Below are 14,254 nucleotides of genomic sequence, written 5' to 3'. Positions count from 1 at the left end.
ACCAACACACAGGCAAAGATCGTGACAACGCTCGAACAATGCATCGGGAATACCCCGCTGGTAAAACTGCAACGGCTGGCCGCCCAGGCGGGCAGCGAGGTATGGGTCAAACTGGAAGGCAACAATCCGGCGGGATCGGTGAAGGATCGCGCTGCGTTGGCGATGATCCAGCAGGCGGAGCTGCGCGGTGAGATCAGGCCCGGCGACGTGCTGATTGAGGCCACCAGCGGCAACACCGGCATTGCGCTGGCGATGATCGCTGCATTGAAAGGCTATACGCTGAAGCTGCTGATGCCGGAGAACATGAGCCTGGAGCGACAGGCGGCGATGCGCGCCTACGGCGCCGAGCTGATCCTGGTCAGCCGTGAGCAGGGCATGGAAGGGGCGCGCGATCTGGCGCTGGAGATGCAGCGTCAGGGGCAGGGCAAGGTACTGGATCAGTTCAACAACCTGGACAATCCCTACGCCCATTTCACCACCACCGGCCCGGAGATTTGGCGCCAAACCGAAGGGCGCATCACGCATTTCGTTTCCAGCATGGGCACCACCGGCACCATTACCGGCGTGGGCGGTTACCTGAAAAGCCAGAATCCGCAGGTGCAGATCATCGGCCTGCAGCCGGCGGAGGGCAGCAGCATCCCCGGCATTCGCCGCTGGGCGCCCGCTTACCTGCCGGGTATTTTCCGCCCGGAGCTGGTGGATCAGGTGCTGGATATCGAACAGGGCGATGCCGAGCAGACCATGCGCCAGCTGGCGCAGCGTGAAGGCATCTTCTGCGGCGTCAGCTCCGGCGGCGCGGTGGTCGGCGCCTTGCGCGTCGCCGCGGCTCACCCCGGCAGCGTGGTGGTGGCGATTGTCTGCGATCGCGGCGATCGCTACCTTTCTACCGGCGTGTTCGGCTGAGCGTGCCCTCCCGGCGGTGTGTTCCGTCGGGAAAACCTTTCCTCCTTTCCTTTCGACAGACGGCAGCCCCGCTTGCGGCGGCTGCCGCTTGCCCGTGCGCCAATGCCATGACTGAAGTAGAGAAATCGCGCGGCAGCGACCACAATAACGGTGGCGAGACGCCAAGAGCAATGTGTAAGGATTGAGTAAAACCGGCTGCGGACCGGCGAAATTGGCGGGAAAATAACGAAAATCGGTGAAGGAGCAAGGCATGAAAATTTTACTGGTCGACGATGACCTGGAGCTTGGCACCATGCTGAGCGAATACCTGACGGGCGAAGGTTTCGACGCCACGCTGGTGCTGACCGGCAAGGCGGGGGTAGAGGGCGCGCTGTCGGGCGACTATACCGCGATGATCCTCGACATCATGCTGCCGGATATGAGCGGCATCGACGTGCTGCGCGACGTGCGCAAAAAGAGCCGGCTGCCGATCATCATGCTGACCGCCAAAGGTGACAACATCGATCGGGTGATTGGTCTGGAGATGGGCGCTGACGATTACATGCCCAAACCCTGCTATCCGCGCGAATTGGTGGCGCGTTTGCGCGCGGTGCTGCGCCGTTTCGAAGAACGGCCGCAAGAAGCGGACGACGAGGCCGCCATCAGCGTTGGCGAGCTGACGTTAAACCCTTCAACCCGCAGCAGCGAATGGCGCGGCAAGGCGTTCGATCTGACCGCTTCGGAATTCAATCTGTTGGAGCTGTTGCTGCGCGCGCCGGACCGCGTGGTGTCGAAGGACGAATTGTCCGAGAAGGGGCTGGGGCGCCCGCGTGAAGCCTATGACCGCAGCGTGGATGTGCATATCAGCAATATCCGCCAGAAGCTGAGCGCGTTGGCCGGCAATACGCTGAGCATCGAAACGGTGCGCAGCATCGGCTATCGCATCCGGTAACCTGACATGCGCGGAAGACTGTTCTGGAAAATTTTGCTCGGCTTTTGGCTGACCTTTCTCATCATGACGCAGGCCCTGTGGGTGGCGTTTTCTCTTTATGGCGATCGCTATGTGCCGCCGGAGAACGCCATGGCGCGGCGGGCGATCGGCCTGCAGCTGACCTCCGCCGCCACCCAATTGCGCAGCGGCGGCATGCCGGCGCTGGAAGCGCTGATGCGCGACTGGCCCGAGGACGACAGGCGTCTGCTGTCGGTAACGCCGATGACCCAACCGCCGCCGCCCGCGCCGGAAGAACCGCTGTTTGAAGGGCGGCGGATGCCGAAAGCGATTTCCACCTGGGTGCAGACCGGGGAAGGGCAGGGATACTGGCTGAGTTATAACGTGCGCGGGCTGCGGGAAGAGTATCGGCCGGAGCGGCGTTCCCATTTCTTCAACATTCCTGCGCCGATGTTGTGGGTCGGCGGGCTGGGCGGTTTGCTGTTCAGCGCCGTGCTGGCCTGGAACCTGACCCGGCCGATGCGTCAGCTGCGCGGCGGCCTGGATCGGGTGGCGCAGGGCGATCTGTCGGTGCGGCTGTTCCCGAAAATGCGGCGCCGTCATGACGAGCTGTCCGACGTGGCGCGCGATTTCGACACCATGGCCGAGCGGCTGGAACTGCTGGTCAGCGCCCGCGAGCAGCTGTTGCACGATGTCTCGCACGAACTGCGTTCGCCGCTGGCTCGCCTGCAGTTGGCGATCGGGTTGGCGCGGCAGAATGCCGGCAACGTCGAAACCTCGCTCAAGCGCATCGAACATGAGTCGGGGCGGCTGGATAAAATGATCGGCGAGCTGCTGGCGCTGTCGCGCACCGAACACAGCAGCCTGCCGGACGAGGAGTACTTCGATCTGTACGGCCTGGTGGACGCGGTGGTGAGCGATGCGCGCTACGAGGCGCAGGTGCCCGGCGTGGAGATCGTGCTGCAGGCCGAGTCGGACGTGGAGTATACCGTCAAGGGCAATGCGGAGCTGATGCGGCGCGCGGTGGACAACATCGTGCGCAATGCGCTGCGCTTCTCCAGCCAGGGCCAGCGGGTGACGGTGGCGCTGTCGCGCATCGACAACCAGTTCCAGCTCGCCGTCAGCGATCAGGGGCCGGGCGTGGAGGAGTCGAAACTGTCGAGCATCTTCGATCCATTCGTGCGCGTGAAGTCGGCGCAGTCGGGCAAGGGCTACGGCCTGGGGCTGGCGATTACCCGCAAGGTGGTATTGGCGCACGGCGGCCAGGTTGAGGCGCGCAACGGCGACAGAGAGGGGCTGGTCATTACCCTGCGTATCCCGCGCTGGTCGTCATAACGTAGCGAGATTGGGATACGACGAAGGAGATAAAAAAAACGGCGCCGAGGGCGCCGTTTATCTTGCTCATTCGCGATTACTTCTTGATGCGGATGATCGGGGTTTCGCCAACGGTCACGCTGCCGGACAGTTTGATCAGCTCTTTGATCTCGTCCATGTTGGAGATAACGACCGGCGTCAGGGTAGACTTGGCTTTCTCTTCCAGCAGTGGCAGGTTGAACTCGATAACGACGTCACCTTTCTTGACGCGCTGACCTTCTTCGGCGATGCGTTTGAAGCCTTCGCCTTTCAGTTCTACGGTATCGATGCCGAAGTGGACGAACAGCTCAATGCCGCTGTCGGATTCGATAGAGAATGCATGGTTGGTTTCGAAAATCTTACCGATGGTGCCGTCAACCGGAGCAACCATTTTGTTGCCGGCCGGTTTGATGGCGATACCGTCGCCAACGATTTTTTCAGCGAACACTACGTCCGGCACATCTTCGATATTGACGATTTCGCCAGAAAGGGGAGCGACGATCTCGATAGTGCCCGTGTCTTTCTTGTCATCAGAAACCAGAGATTTCAGTTTATCGAACAAACCCATGATCTTCTCCTAAGCATTAAATTGGGCGGCGTTCCAGTGTCGTGGAAGTTTAGCAGAGCGTTTTTTCTTCGATGAATTTATTGACGCAATTCATCAGGTCTTGTGCCGTTGGCTGTGCCAAGGCTTGCGCTGCCAACGCCTTCACATCTTCGAAATTCGTGTTGCGAATAATTTTCTTGATGCGCGGGATTGAAATCGCACTCATGCTGAACTCATCCAGCCCCATGCCCAATAACAACAGTGTAGCACGCTCATCGCCAGCCAGTTCGCCGCACATGCCGGTCCACTTGCCTTCCGCGTGAGATGCATCAATAACCTGTTTGATCAGGCCAAGCACTGATGGGGACATCGGGTTATAGAGATGAGAAATCAGCTCGTTGCCGCGATCTACCGCCAGAGTATACTGGGTTAGATCGTTTGTCCCAATACTAAAGAAGTCGACTTCTTTCGCCAGGTGGTGAGCGATGACCGCCGCAGCCGGTGTTTCCACCATCACGCCCACTTCGATGCTCTCGTCAAACGCCTTGCCTTCTTCGCGCAGCTGCGCCTTCAGCGTCTCGATTTCGCCTTTCAGATCGCGCACTTCTTCCACGGAGATGATCATCGGGAACATGATGCGCAGTTTGCCGAACGCCGAGGCGCGCAGGATGGCGCGCAGCTGGGCGTGCAGGATTTCACGGCGGTCCATCGCGATGCGGATGGCGCGCCAGCCGAGGAACGGGTTCTCTTCCTTCGGCAGGTTCATGTACGGCAGGTCTTTGTCGCCGCCGATGTCCATGGTGCGGACGATCACGGCCTGCGAGCCCATGGCTTCTGCCACGGCTTTATAAGCCTGGAACTGCTCGTCTTCGGTTGGCAGCGAGTCGCGGTCCATGAACAGGAATTCGGTACGATACAGGCCGACGCCTTCCGCGCCGTTGCGCTCTGCACCCGCGACGTCACGCACGGTGCCGATGTTGGCGCAGACTTCAACCTGATGGCCGTCCAGCGTAATCGCGGGCAGGTCCTTCAGCTTGGCCAGATCGTTTTTCTCAGTGATGTATTGGTTCTGGGCGGCTTTCAGCTGATCGATAACGTCAGCGGTCGGGTTAACGTAAATCTGGTTGTTAACCGCGTCCAGAATCAGGTAGTCGTCGTTCTTCACCTGCTTGGTCACGTCGCTGGTGCCGACGATCGCCGGTAGCTCCAGGGAGCGCGCCATGATAGAGGTGTGGGAGGTGCGGCCGCCGAGATCGGTAATGAAGCCCAGCACTTTGTCCAGGTTCAGCTGCGCGGTCTCGGACGGGGTCAGATCGGTGGCCACCAGGATCACTTCGTCCTGAATGGAGCCCAGATCGACGATAGGCATGCCCAGAATGTTCCGCAGCAGGCGTTTGCCGATGTCGCGCACGTCGGCGGCGCGTTCTTTCAGGTATTCGTCGTCCAGCTCTTCCAACGCTTTCGCCTGGCCTTCGATCACGGTGTAGGCGGCGGCGTCTGCGGAGGCCAGATCGTCTTTGATTAGGGCTATGATTTCCTGCTCAAGCTCTTCGTCTTCCAGCAACATGATGTGGCCTTCGAAGATAGCTTCCTTCTCTTCGCCGAAGGTTTCGCCAGCTTTGGTCTTGATCGCTTCCAGCTGTTCGGACGCTTTCGCGCGGCCGGCCAGAAAACGCGAGACTTCCTGCTCTACTTGATCAGCAGAGATTTTCTTCCGGTTGATGACAATGTCGTCTTCTTTCAGCAAGAGAGCCTTACCAAAAGCGATGCCCGGTGATACTAAAATGCCTGAAATCATAACCCTACCTTACTCTTGACTGGTGTTAACTAAAAAGACGGGCCGATTACTCAAGCTCTGCCATCAGTTTTACCAAGTGCTCAACGGCTTTCTGCTCGTCTTCACCTTCAGCGGAGATGGTCACTACGGTCCCTTGAGTCAGCCCCAGAGTTTGCAGTTTGAACAGGCTTTTGGCGCTGGCGCTTTTGCCGTTGGAGGTTACGGTGATGTCAGACGTGAAGCCTTTTGCTTCTTTAACGAACTGAGCGGCAGGGCGAGTATGCAGACCATTCGGAGCGGTAATAGTAACTTCTTGCTGGAACATTGATGTTTCCCCAACTTATTGGATTAATGTTGTGGAGCTAAAGTTTAGCCCAGGGGCCTGACTTTAGCTTGTCTGGTTATAGCGCCTGACTATGGACAGGGGCGAACGTTGATGCAACAGAAAACGACGCGTTAGGCACTTCAGATCAAAAAACTCGGCTTTTGACGTCGTTCCAATCCGCTCCCCATTATGCCCGATTCGCCGCGTCGGCGACAGATGAGTAAATCGATTCAGCCTTGACCGGGCTCGGAGAGTGATTAATTTTGCGCATCGAAATAATGCACCGTTAAATACTAAAGGCGACGGGCAAAAGCAATCTTGGACTGCTATAAAGTTTGATCCAGTCCACAAAAAAGCACCCCGTGGGGTGCTTTTTTAGCGATTTGTGCAGTGCCGGAATTACTGCTGCAATTCCTGCTCGGTGAACAGATCGGCAAACAGCGCGGTGCTGAGATAACGTTCGCCGGAAGAGGGCAGGATAACCACAATGGTCTTGTCGGCGAACGCCGGTTCTTCGGCCAGTTTCACCGCCGCCGCGACCGCTGCGCCGGAGGAGATGCCCGCCAGGATGCCTTCTTCGTCCATCAGACGGCGCGCCATGCTGATGGCTTCGTCGTTGGAGATTTTTTCGACGCGATCCACCAGGTCCAGATCGAGGTTGCCTGGAATGAAGCCGGCGCCGATGCCCTGAATTTTGTGCGGGCCCGGCTTCAGCTCTTCACCGGCCAGCGCCTGGCTGATGACCGGCGAGTCGGTCGGCTCGACCGCCACGGTGGTGATGGCTTTGCCTTTGGTGTTCTTGATGTAGCGGCTGACGCCGGTCAGCGTGCCGCCGGTGCCGACGCCGGAGATGAACACGTCGACTTCCCCGTCAGTGTCTTCCCAGATTTCCGGACCGGTGGTTTTTTCATGGATGGCCGGGTTGGCCGGGTTGCTGAACTGCTGCAGGATCAGGTAGCGGTTCGGATCGGTAGCGACGATCTCTTCCGCTTTGGCGATGGCGCCTTTCATGCCTTTCGCCCCTTCGGTCAGCACCAGATTGGCGCCCAGCGCCTTGAGCAGCTTGCGGCGCTCGATGCTCATGGTTTCCGGCATGGTCAGCGTCAGCTTGTAGCCGCGCGCGGCGGCCACGAAGGCCAGCGCGATGCCGGTGTTGCCGCTGGTCGGCTCCACCAGTTCCTTGCCGGCGGTCAGCACGCCGCGTTGCTCCGCATCCCAAATCATATTGGCACCGATGCGGCATTTGACGCTGAAGCTCGGGTTGCGTGATTCAACCTTGGCCAGAATGCGTCCGTTGCCGATACGGTTCAGACGAACCAGCGGCGTATGGCCGATTGTTAATGAGTTGTCTTCATATATCTTGCTCATAGCCCGTCCTTTAACTCTATGAAAATGTGGGGAACATCGAAAGCATACGCTAACAGTACCGGCAGGGAAGTAAAGAATTGGTATATCTATATGTTATTAGGAAATAAGTTTTAAGCACAATGATAAGGGCGCGAAATGCGCGCCCTGTCGAAAATTCCCGCGCTGTCGGCGGTAAAAAACGGCGATTATCGGACGAATTGCGTGCGATAACGATCGACCCACATCGCGGTGGCGCCGCAGACGGCGACCGGCAGGATCACCAGGTTGAGGATGGGGATCATGGTGAAGAGGCTGACCAGCGCGCCGAACTGCAGATTGTCGGTTTTGTGCTGGCGCAGTGCGCGGCGCATATCGGCAAAGCTCACCTTGTGGTTGTCGAACGGATAGTCGCAATACTGGATCGCCAGCATCCAGGCGCTGAACAGGAACCACAGCACCGGCGCCACCGTCTGGCCGATGCCGGGCACGAAGTACAGCGCCAGCAGCAGCAGCGCGCGCGGCAGGTAATACATCAGCTTGCGCCATTCGCGCGCCATGATGCGCGGCAGGTCTTTGGCGATGCCGAGCAGGCCGGTGTCCGGCAGCGGTTTGCCGGTCAGGCTGCCTTCGAGCTGTTCGGCCAGCAGGCCGCAGAACGGGGCGGCGATCAGGTTGGTGAGGGTGCTGAACAGATAGCTGAACACCAGCAGCACCGAAATGACCGCCAGCGGCCACAGCAGGTAGCTCAACCATTGCAGCCAATCGGGAACGTGGCTCATCATCGCCGGGATCCAGTCGCCGAGGCGGCTGAACAGCCACCAGAAAGCGGAGCCCATCAGCAGCACGTTGACCAGCAACGGCAGGACCACATAGCGTTTAATCCCCGGGCGCGAAATCAGGCGCCAGCCTTCGGCGAAATAATGAATGCCGCTGGTGGAACGGGAAGGGGGCTGCGTATAGGACATATCTTAAGTTATCTCGTTGTCTGAACAGGCATCATTATCATATAGGGATGATTTTCCACTGGCTAGGGTAGGGTTGGCTGAAAAACCAGCAGAAAAAGGCAGTATAATCATCTTTATTGGCATAAAGTTCAGCACGGACTTGCACTTGTGTGCGCGGGCAAATAGAGTTAAAGAGTGAATGTTTGCCGCGGTGGCAATGTATTGGAACAACAGAGATAGCAATGATGCAGGATTTGCGTCTGATATTAATCGTTGTTGGCGCGATCGCCATAATAGCGCTGTTATTGCACGGTCTGTGGACCAGTCGCAAAGAACGGTCAGCGCTCTTCCGCGATCGCCCAGCCAAACGTTCCCAAAAGGAACGTGAACAAACTCCGATCGACGATCTCGAAGAAGGCGTCGGTGAGGTGCGCGTACGCGCCGCTCACCCGCAAGACGAGCCGTCATTCGGCCATTTCGATGCCGCACGCGAAGAACCCGTGGCCGCGCCGAAGCCCGCTCCGGCGGCTGCGCCTGCGCCCCGCGCCGTTCAGCCGGCTGCTCATCAGACGCCGCCTCCGCTGTCTCAGCGGCCGGAGTACGATGACATCCTGCTGAACAACTACGCGCCGGACGAAGAACCGGCCGAGCCGCAGCAACCGCAACCGGCCGCGCGCCGCGAGCCGCGCGTTGACGATCTGCCGCATGAACATGAGGCGCCGCTGGCGGCGGAACCGGCCTTCCACGCCGAACCCGCCCCGGTGCAGCAAGCGCCGGAAGTGAAGCCTGCGTCGGAACCTGCACCGCAACAGCCGGCCGCTGCGCCAGTACAGGCTAAACTGAAAGAGACCGTGCTGGTGCTGCACGTCGCGGCCCATCAGGGCGGCGTGATCGGCGGCGAAGTGCTGCTGCAGAGCGTGTTGCAGGCGGGCTTCCAGTTTGGCGAGATGGGCATCTTCCACCGCCATATCAGCCCGGCCGGCAGCGGCCCGGTGCTGTTCAGCCTGGCGAACATGGTCAAGCCGGGGTCGTTCGATCCTGACATGATGTCCGATTTCTCCACGCCGGGCGTGTCGATGTTCATGATGGTGCCGTCTTACGGCGACGCCAATCAGAACTTCAAGCTGATGCTGCAGTCGGCGCAGCGCATCGCCGACGATGTGGGCGGTGTGGTGCTGGACGACGAGCGCCGCATGATGACGCCGCAGAAGCTGGAAACCTACAAAGCGCGTATCCGTGAAGTGTTGGAAAACAACGCCTGACCGGGTTGCCGCGCGCACTGAACATCCGTAACAACAAAGCCCCCGCTAGCCGGGGGTTTTTTATCTTTGATGGTGAGCCATGGAATCGATAATCCAACAAATCAATCAACTACGAGCCACATTGCGCCATCATGAATACCAGTATCATGTGCTGGATGCGCCCGAAGTGCCGGATGCGGAATATGACCGCCTGATGCGCGAGCTGCGCGAGCTCGAGAGCGCGCATCCGGAGCTGATCACCGCCGATTCGCCGACCCAGCGCGTGGGCGCGGCGCCGCTGGCGGCGTTTGACCAGGTGCGTCACGAAGTGCCGATGCTGTCGCTGGACAACGTGTTCGACGAAGAGAGCTTCCTGGCGTTTTACAAGCGCGTGCAGGACAGGCTCAAGAGCAGCGATCCGCTGACCTTCTGCTGCGAGCTGAAGCTGGACGGCCTGGCGGTCAGCCTGCTGTACGAAGACGGCGAGCTGGTGCGTGCGGCGACGCGCGGCGACGGCACCACCGGCGAGAACATCACCTCCAACGTGCGCACCATTCGCGCCATCCCGCTGCGCCTGACCGGCGACAACATCCCGCGCCGGCTGGAAGTGCGCGGCGAAGTGTTCATGCCGCAGGCCGGGTTTGAACAGATGAACGAAGAGGCGCGGCGCAAAGACGGTAAGGTGTTCGCCAATCCGCGCAACGCCGCCGCCGGTTCGCTGCGCCAGCTCGATCCGCGCATTACCGCCAAACGCCCGCTGACCTTCTTCTGCTATGGCGTCGGGCTGCTGGAAGGCGGCGAGCTGCCGCGCAGCCACTTTGAACGCCTGATGCAGTTCAAGGCCTGGGGCCTGCCGGTCAGCGATCGCGCCCAGCGCCGCACCGGCAGCGAGGAAGTGCTGGCGTTCTATCGCCAGGTCGAGCGGGACCGCGCACAGCTCGGTTTCGATATCGACGGCGTGGTGATCAAGATTGACGACATCGATCTGCAGGAAACGCTGGGCTTCGTGGCGCGTGCGCCGCGCTGGGCGACGGCGTTCAAATTCCCGGCGCAGGAGCAGATCACCGTGGTGCGCGAAGTGGAGTTTCAGGTTGGCCGCACCGGCGCGATTACGCCGGTGGCGCGCCTTGAACCGGTGCTGGTGGCCGGGGTGACCGTCAGCAACGCCACCTTGCACAACGCCGATGAAATTGAGCGGTTGGGGCTGCGTATCGGCGATACGGTGATCGTGCGCCGCGCCGGCGACGTGATCCCGCAGGTGGTGGGCGTGCTGGAAGACCGTCGGCCGCAGGATGCGCGCGAAGTGGTGTTCCCGCTGCACTGCCCGGTGTGCGGTTCCGACGTTGAGCGCGTGGAAGGCGAGGCCGTGGCGCGTTGCACCGGCGGTCTTATCTGCGGCGCGCAGCGCAAAGAGGCGTTGAAGCATTTCGTTTCCCGCCGCGCGCTGGACGTTGAAGGCATGGGCGACAAGATCATCGAGCAGCTGGTGGACAAGGAGTACGTGAAGAACCCGGCCGATCTGTTCCGGCTGTCCGCCGGCATTCTGACCGGCCTGGATCGCATGGGGCCGAAATCGGCGCAGAATCTGGTCAACGCGCTGGAGAAATCCAAGCAGACCACCTTCGCTCGCTTCCTGTATGCGCTCGGCATTCGCGAGGTCGGCGAAGCGACCGCCGCCAACCTGGCGGCGCATTTCGGATCGCTCGAGAAGCTGTTCGCCGCCGACATCGAGGCGCTGAAAGAGGTGCCGGACGTCGGCGAAGTGGTGGCCAAACACACGCGCAACTTCCTCGATGAAGCGCTCAATCAGCAGGTGATCAACGAGTTGGTGGGCGCCGAGATCGGCATCCGCTGGCCGGCGCCGGTGGTGGTGGCGGCGGAAGAGATAGACAGCCCGTTCGCCGGCAAAACCGTGGTGCTGACCGGCTCGCTGAGCCAGCTGTCGCGCGACGAGGCCAAAGATCGCCTGACGGCGCTGGGCGCCAAGGTCAGCGGCAGCGTGTCGAAGAAAACCGATCTGGTGATCGCCGGCGAGGCGGCCGGCTCCAAGCTGGCGAAGGCTCAGGAGCTGGGTATCGCCGTGATCGACGAAGCGGAGATGATCCGCTTGCTGGGTGAGTGATGGAAAAAGAAAACCTGCTGGAGATCGCCAATACCGTGATGCCGTTCGGCAAGTACCAGGGGCGGGTGCTGATCGATCTGCCCGAAGAGTACCTGCTGTGGTTCGCCCGCAAGGGTGAATTCCCCAAAGGCAAGCTCGGCATGCTGATGGAGATGACGCTGGCGATTAAAATCGAAGGGCTTGACCACCTGGTCAAGCCGCTGAAGAAAAGCTGAACTGACGGGCCTTGGCCCGTCTTTTTTTTACCCGCGCGACGCCTGCGCGTTGGGCACCGCCTGTTGCGCCTGCTGCTTGCGCTGATACCTTTTCGCCAATACCGCGCAGGTCATCAGTTGCACCTGATGGAACACCATCAGCGGCAGCACCATGATCCCCACCGTCGCCGCCGGGAACAGGATATTGGCCATCGGAATGCCGTTCGCCAGGCTCTTCTTCGAACCGCAGAATACGATGGTGATCTCGTCCGCTTTGCTGAACCCCAGCCAGCGCGCCATGTAAGTGTTCACCACCAGCACGATCGCCAGCAGCACGATGCTGCCACCGACGATAAACGCCAGTGAGCCCATCCCTACCTGATGCCAGATGCCGTGCGTCACCGCCTCGCTGAAGGCGGCGTACACCACCAGCAGAATCGAGGTCTGATCGGTTTTACCGATAAGCGGCCGATGGCGTTCGATCCAGCCGCCGATCAGCGGCCGCAGCAGGTGACCGGCGACGAACGGCACCAGCAGCTGCAGCACGATCGAACCGACCTGCCGCAGGCCGCCGGTATCGCCGTGCACATTCATCAACAAGCCGACCAGCAGTGGCGACACGAAGATCCCGAGCAGGCTGGAGGCGGAAGCGCTGCATACCGCCGCCGCGACGTTGCCGCCCGCCAGCGAGGTGAAGGCGATGGCCGATTGCACGGTGGCCGGCAGGATGCACAGGTAGATGAAACCGGCGTACAGCTCGGGGCTGACGTCGATCGGCGCCCACCAGGCAAACAGCACGCCCAGCGCCGGAAAAATGATGAAGGTGCTGCACATCACCCACAGATGCAGCCGCCAGTTGTTGCTGCCGGCCAGGATGGCCTCGCGCGACAGCTTGGCGCCGTGCATGAAGAACAGCAGGGCGATGGCGGCGATGGTCAGGGCGTTGAGCCAGCCGACGAACTCGCCGCGCGCCGGCAGGAACGACGCCAGCAGCACGGTAGCGATCAGCGTCAGGGTAAAACGATCGGGCAGAAATCTCATGGCGGTGCGCTCAGGGTCGAAAATCGATAGGGCTATTCTCCCGCGCGGACATATAATAATTAAATTGATTTATTTAATTCATATATGAATAAAACACATGAATTACTCACTCAAACAGCTGCGGGTGTTCGTCGCCATCGCCCGCCACGGCAGCTTCAGCCGCGCCGGTGAGGCGATCGGCCTGACGCAATCGGCGATCAGCCACAGCGTGAAAGAGCTGGAAACGGAGGTCGGCGTGCGGCTGCTGGATCGCACCACGCGTGAAGTGGTGTTGACCGACGCCGGTCTGCGGTTGGCCAACCGGGTCGAGCGGCTGCTGGATGAACTGCAGGCCGCTTTGCTGGATGCGCGCAGCTTTGGCGTACAGCGCAGCGGCACGGTGCGGGTGGCGACGAGCCAAACCATTTCCGCCCATCTGATGCCGCAGTGCATCGCCGCCGGCGAGCGTGAATACCCGGAGATCCGCATCATGCTGCGCGATCAGGCGCAGCAGCAGGTGCTGCACAGCGTGCGCAACGCCGAGGTGGATTTCGGCATCGTGGTCGATCCGGTACAGGCGGTAGATCTGGAGTGCGAAGCGGTGCTGCACGAGCCTTTCCTGTTGCTGTGCCGCGACGATCACCCGTTTGCTGCGCAACAGGCGGTGCGTTGGTCGGCGTTGAACGGTTGCCGCCTGGTGTTGCAGGATTATGCGTCGGGCAGCCGACCGCTGATCGACAGTGCGCTGAGACAGCAGGGCGTGGAGGCGCAGGTGGTGCAGGAAATCGGCCATCCGGCCACGCTGTTCCCGATGGTGGCGGAGGGGATTGGCATCAGCATTTTCCCGGCGTTGGCGCTGCCGTTGCCGGAAGGGGGACGGCTTAGGGTGCGGCGGCTGGTGCCGGAAATTAACCGCGCGCTGATGCTGGTGCGGCGCAAGAACCGCTCACTGACGCCGGCGGCGGAGGCCATCTGGCAGGTGGCGCGTCAGCAGGCGGCGCTGCTGCAACAGCGCCGGCGGGAAAACGCGGCATATTGACTCAGATATAGACGTCCACCGCGTTGAGCGGCGTTGGGCGGTTTACGCCGTCGCCGGATTGCGCCGCGGCTTTTTCCATTTGCTCCTGCTGCTGCTTTTCCATTTCTTCTTTCTGGATGCGCGCGATCTCGGCCTGCAACATCTTGATCTGCGCTTCGATCAGCTGTTTCTGCTTTTCGATCTCTTTGGGATCGGCGTCGGAATCCTTCAGTTCCACCAGCTTTTGCTGCAGCGCCTGAATCTGCCGGTTCAGCGCCTTGATGCGCGCCGAAGCGCGGCTTTCATTGAGGTTAACCGGTTCGTCATTGCCGTTGGCGCGTTCGTTTTTCTCCATCTTGCCGCCTTGCGGCTGGTTGTTGACCGGTTTGGCCATCAGCAATTCGCCCTGATGGCCCGGCGCGCTGAAGACGTTGCTGACGCCGGGGACGGTATTCTTGATCGGTACGATCATGGTGATGGTGGTCGACATGGTTGCTCTCCCTGAGTCTGGATCTCGCTGTTCAGGGTATCGGCA

14 protein-coding genes are annotated in these 14,254 nt (G+C 60.5%); 7 read left to right on the top strand and 7 right to left on the bottom strand.

The window, feature by feature from the left end; all coding sequences use genetic code 11:
- Window positions 1-21: 21 nt before the first annotated feature.
- The 3 genes from cysM to ACSBQV_RS13385 all read left to right on the top strand — a co-directional run bounded on the left by cysM (window position 22) and on the right by ACSBQV_RS13385 (window position 3,166).
- Window positions 22-903: a cysteine synthase CysM gene (cysM, locus tag ACSBQV_RS13395; RefSeq protein ID WP_033644334.1), complete on the top strand. Its 882-nt coding sequence runs from the start codon at window positions 22-24 to the stop codon at window positions 901-903.
- A 250-nt stretch (window positions 904-1,153) separates the two neighbouring features.
- The gene (locus ACSBQV_RS13390; RefSeq protein WP_033652557.1) at window positions 1,154-1,834 is read left to right on the top strand and encodes a response regulator transcription factor; all 681 of its coding nucleotides are present in this window, start codon (window positions 1,154-1,156) and stop codon (window positions 1,832-1,834) included.
- 6 nt (window positions 1,835-1,840) lie between these two features.
- On the top strand, window positions 1,841-3,166 hold the full coding sequence (locus ACSBQV_RS13385) for an ATP-binding protein (RefSeq protein WP_099782511.1): 1,326 nt from the start codon (window positions 1,841-1,843) through the stop codon (window positions 3,164-3,166).
- A gap of 76 nt (window positions 3,167-3,242) precedes the next feature.
- On the opposite strand, the gene crr is transcribed toward ACSBQV_RS13385, so the two are convergent.
- From crr to cysZ, 5 genes are all read right to left on the bottom strand, one after another.
- Window positions 3,243-3,752, bottom strand: a complete 510-nt coding sequence (gene crr / locus ACSBQV_RS13380; protein WP_004936467.1) for a PTS glucose transporter subunit IIA — start codon at window positions 3,750-3,752, stop codon at window positions 3,243-3,245.
- 49 nt (window positions 3,753-3,801) lie between these two features.
- Window positions 3,802-5,529 carry a phosphoenolpyruvate-protein phosphotransferase PtsI gene (gene ptsI / locus ACSBQV_RS13375; RefSeq protein ID WP_099782512.1) on the bottom strand — a complete coding sequence of 576 codons (1,728 nt, stop codon included), beginning with the start codon at window positions 5,527-5,529 and terminating at the stop codon, window positions 3,802-3,804.
- A 46-nt stretch (window positions 5,530-5,575) separates the two neighbouring features.
- Window positions 5,576-5,833 carry a phosphocarrier protein Hpr gene (gene ptsH / locus ACSBQV_RS13370; protein WP_004936458.1) on the bottom strand — a complete coding sequence of 86 codons (258 nt, stop codon included), beginning with the start codon at window positions 5,831-5,833 and terminating at the stop codon, window positions 5,576-5,578.
- Between the two features lie 399 nt (window positions 5,834-6,232).
- Window positions 6,233-7,201 carry a cysteine synthase A gene (cysK, locus tag ACSBQV_RS13365; protein ID WP_016926786.1) on the bottom strand — a complete coding sequence of 323 codons (969 nt, stop codon included), beginning with the start codon at window positions 7,199-7,201 and terminating at the stop codon, window positions 6,233-6,235.
- A gap of 185 nt (window positions 7,202-7,386) precedes the next feature.
- On the bottom strand, window positions 7,387-8,145 hold the full coding sequence (gene cysZ, locus ACSBQV_RS13360; protein ID WP_047574154.1) for a sulfate transporter CysZ: 759 nt from the start codon (window positions 8,143-8,145) through the stop codon (window positions 7,387-7,389).
- A 221-nt stretch (window positions 8,146-8,366) separates the two neighbouring features.
- On the opposite strand from cysZ, the gene zipA reads away from it, so the two are divergent.
- From zipA to ACSBQV_RS13345, 3 genes are all read left to right on the top strand, one after another.
- Window positions 8,367-9,386, top strand: coding sequence for a cell division protein ZipA (zipA, locus tag ACSBQV_RS13355; protein ID WP_099782514.1), 1,020 nt, complete (start codon window positions 8,367-8,369; stop codon window positions 9,384-9,386).
- 79 nt (window positions 9,387-9,465) lie between these two features.
- A complete protein-coding gene (gene ligA / locus ACSBQV_RS13350) occupies window positions 9,466-11,487 on the top strand; it encodes an NAD-dependent DNA ligase LigA (protein ID WP_072627217.1) in 2,022 nt (673 codons plus the stop codon).
- Window positions 11,487-11,702 (top strand): DUF3820 family protein, encoded by a 216-nt coding sequence (locus tag ACSBQV_RS13345; protein WP_004936441.1) that lies wholly within the window; start codon window positions 11,487-11,489, stop codon window positions 11,700-11,702. Before ligA ends, ACSBQV_RS13345 begins: the two co-directional genes overlap by 1 nt.
- 27 nt (window positions 11,703-11,729) lie before the next feature.
- Here ACSBQV_RS13345 and ACSBQV_RS13340 read toward each other — a convergent pair whose 3' ends face one another.
- Window positions 11,730-12,722, bottom strand: a complete 993-nt coding sequence (locus ACSBQV_RS13340) for a bile acid:sodium symporter family protein (protein WP_047574159.1) — start codon at window positions 12,720-12,722, stop codon at window positions 11,730-11,732.
- A gap of 97 nt (window positions 12,723-12,819) precedes the next feature.
- Here ACSBQV_RS13340 and ACSBQV_RS13335 point away from each other — a divergent pair, with 97 nt between their 5' ends.
- Window positions 12,820-13,740: a LysR family transcriptional regulator gene (locus ACSBQV_RS13335; RefSeq protein ID WP_117189037.1), complete on the top strand. Its 921-nt coding sequence runs from the start codon at window positions 12,820-12,822 to the stop codon at window positions 13,738-13,740.
- Window position 13,741: 1 nt separating this feature from the next.
- Here ACSBQV_RS13335 and ACSBQV_RS13330 read toward each other — a convergent pair whose 3' ends face one another.
- Complete coding sequence (locus ACSBQV_RS13330) at window positions 13,742-14,209, bottom strand: FlxA-like family protein (protein ID WP_043140327.1); 468 nt, start codon at window positions 14,207-14,209, stop codon at window positions 13,742-13,744.
- Window positions 14,210-14,254 lie beyond the last annotated feature (45 nt).

Source organism: Serratia sp. B501 (assembly GCF_051172315.1).
Taxonomy (GTDB): domain Bacteria; phylum Pseudomonadota; class Gammaproteobacteria; order Enterobacterales; family Enterobacteriaceae; genus Serratia; species Serratia ureilytica.
The sequence above is the reverse complement of the archived record's forward strand: the minus strand, read 5'-3'. Positions and strand labels throughout refer to the sequence as shown.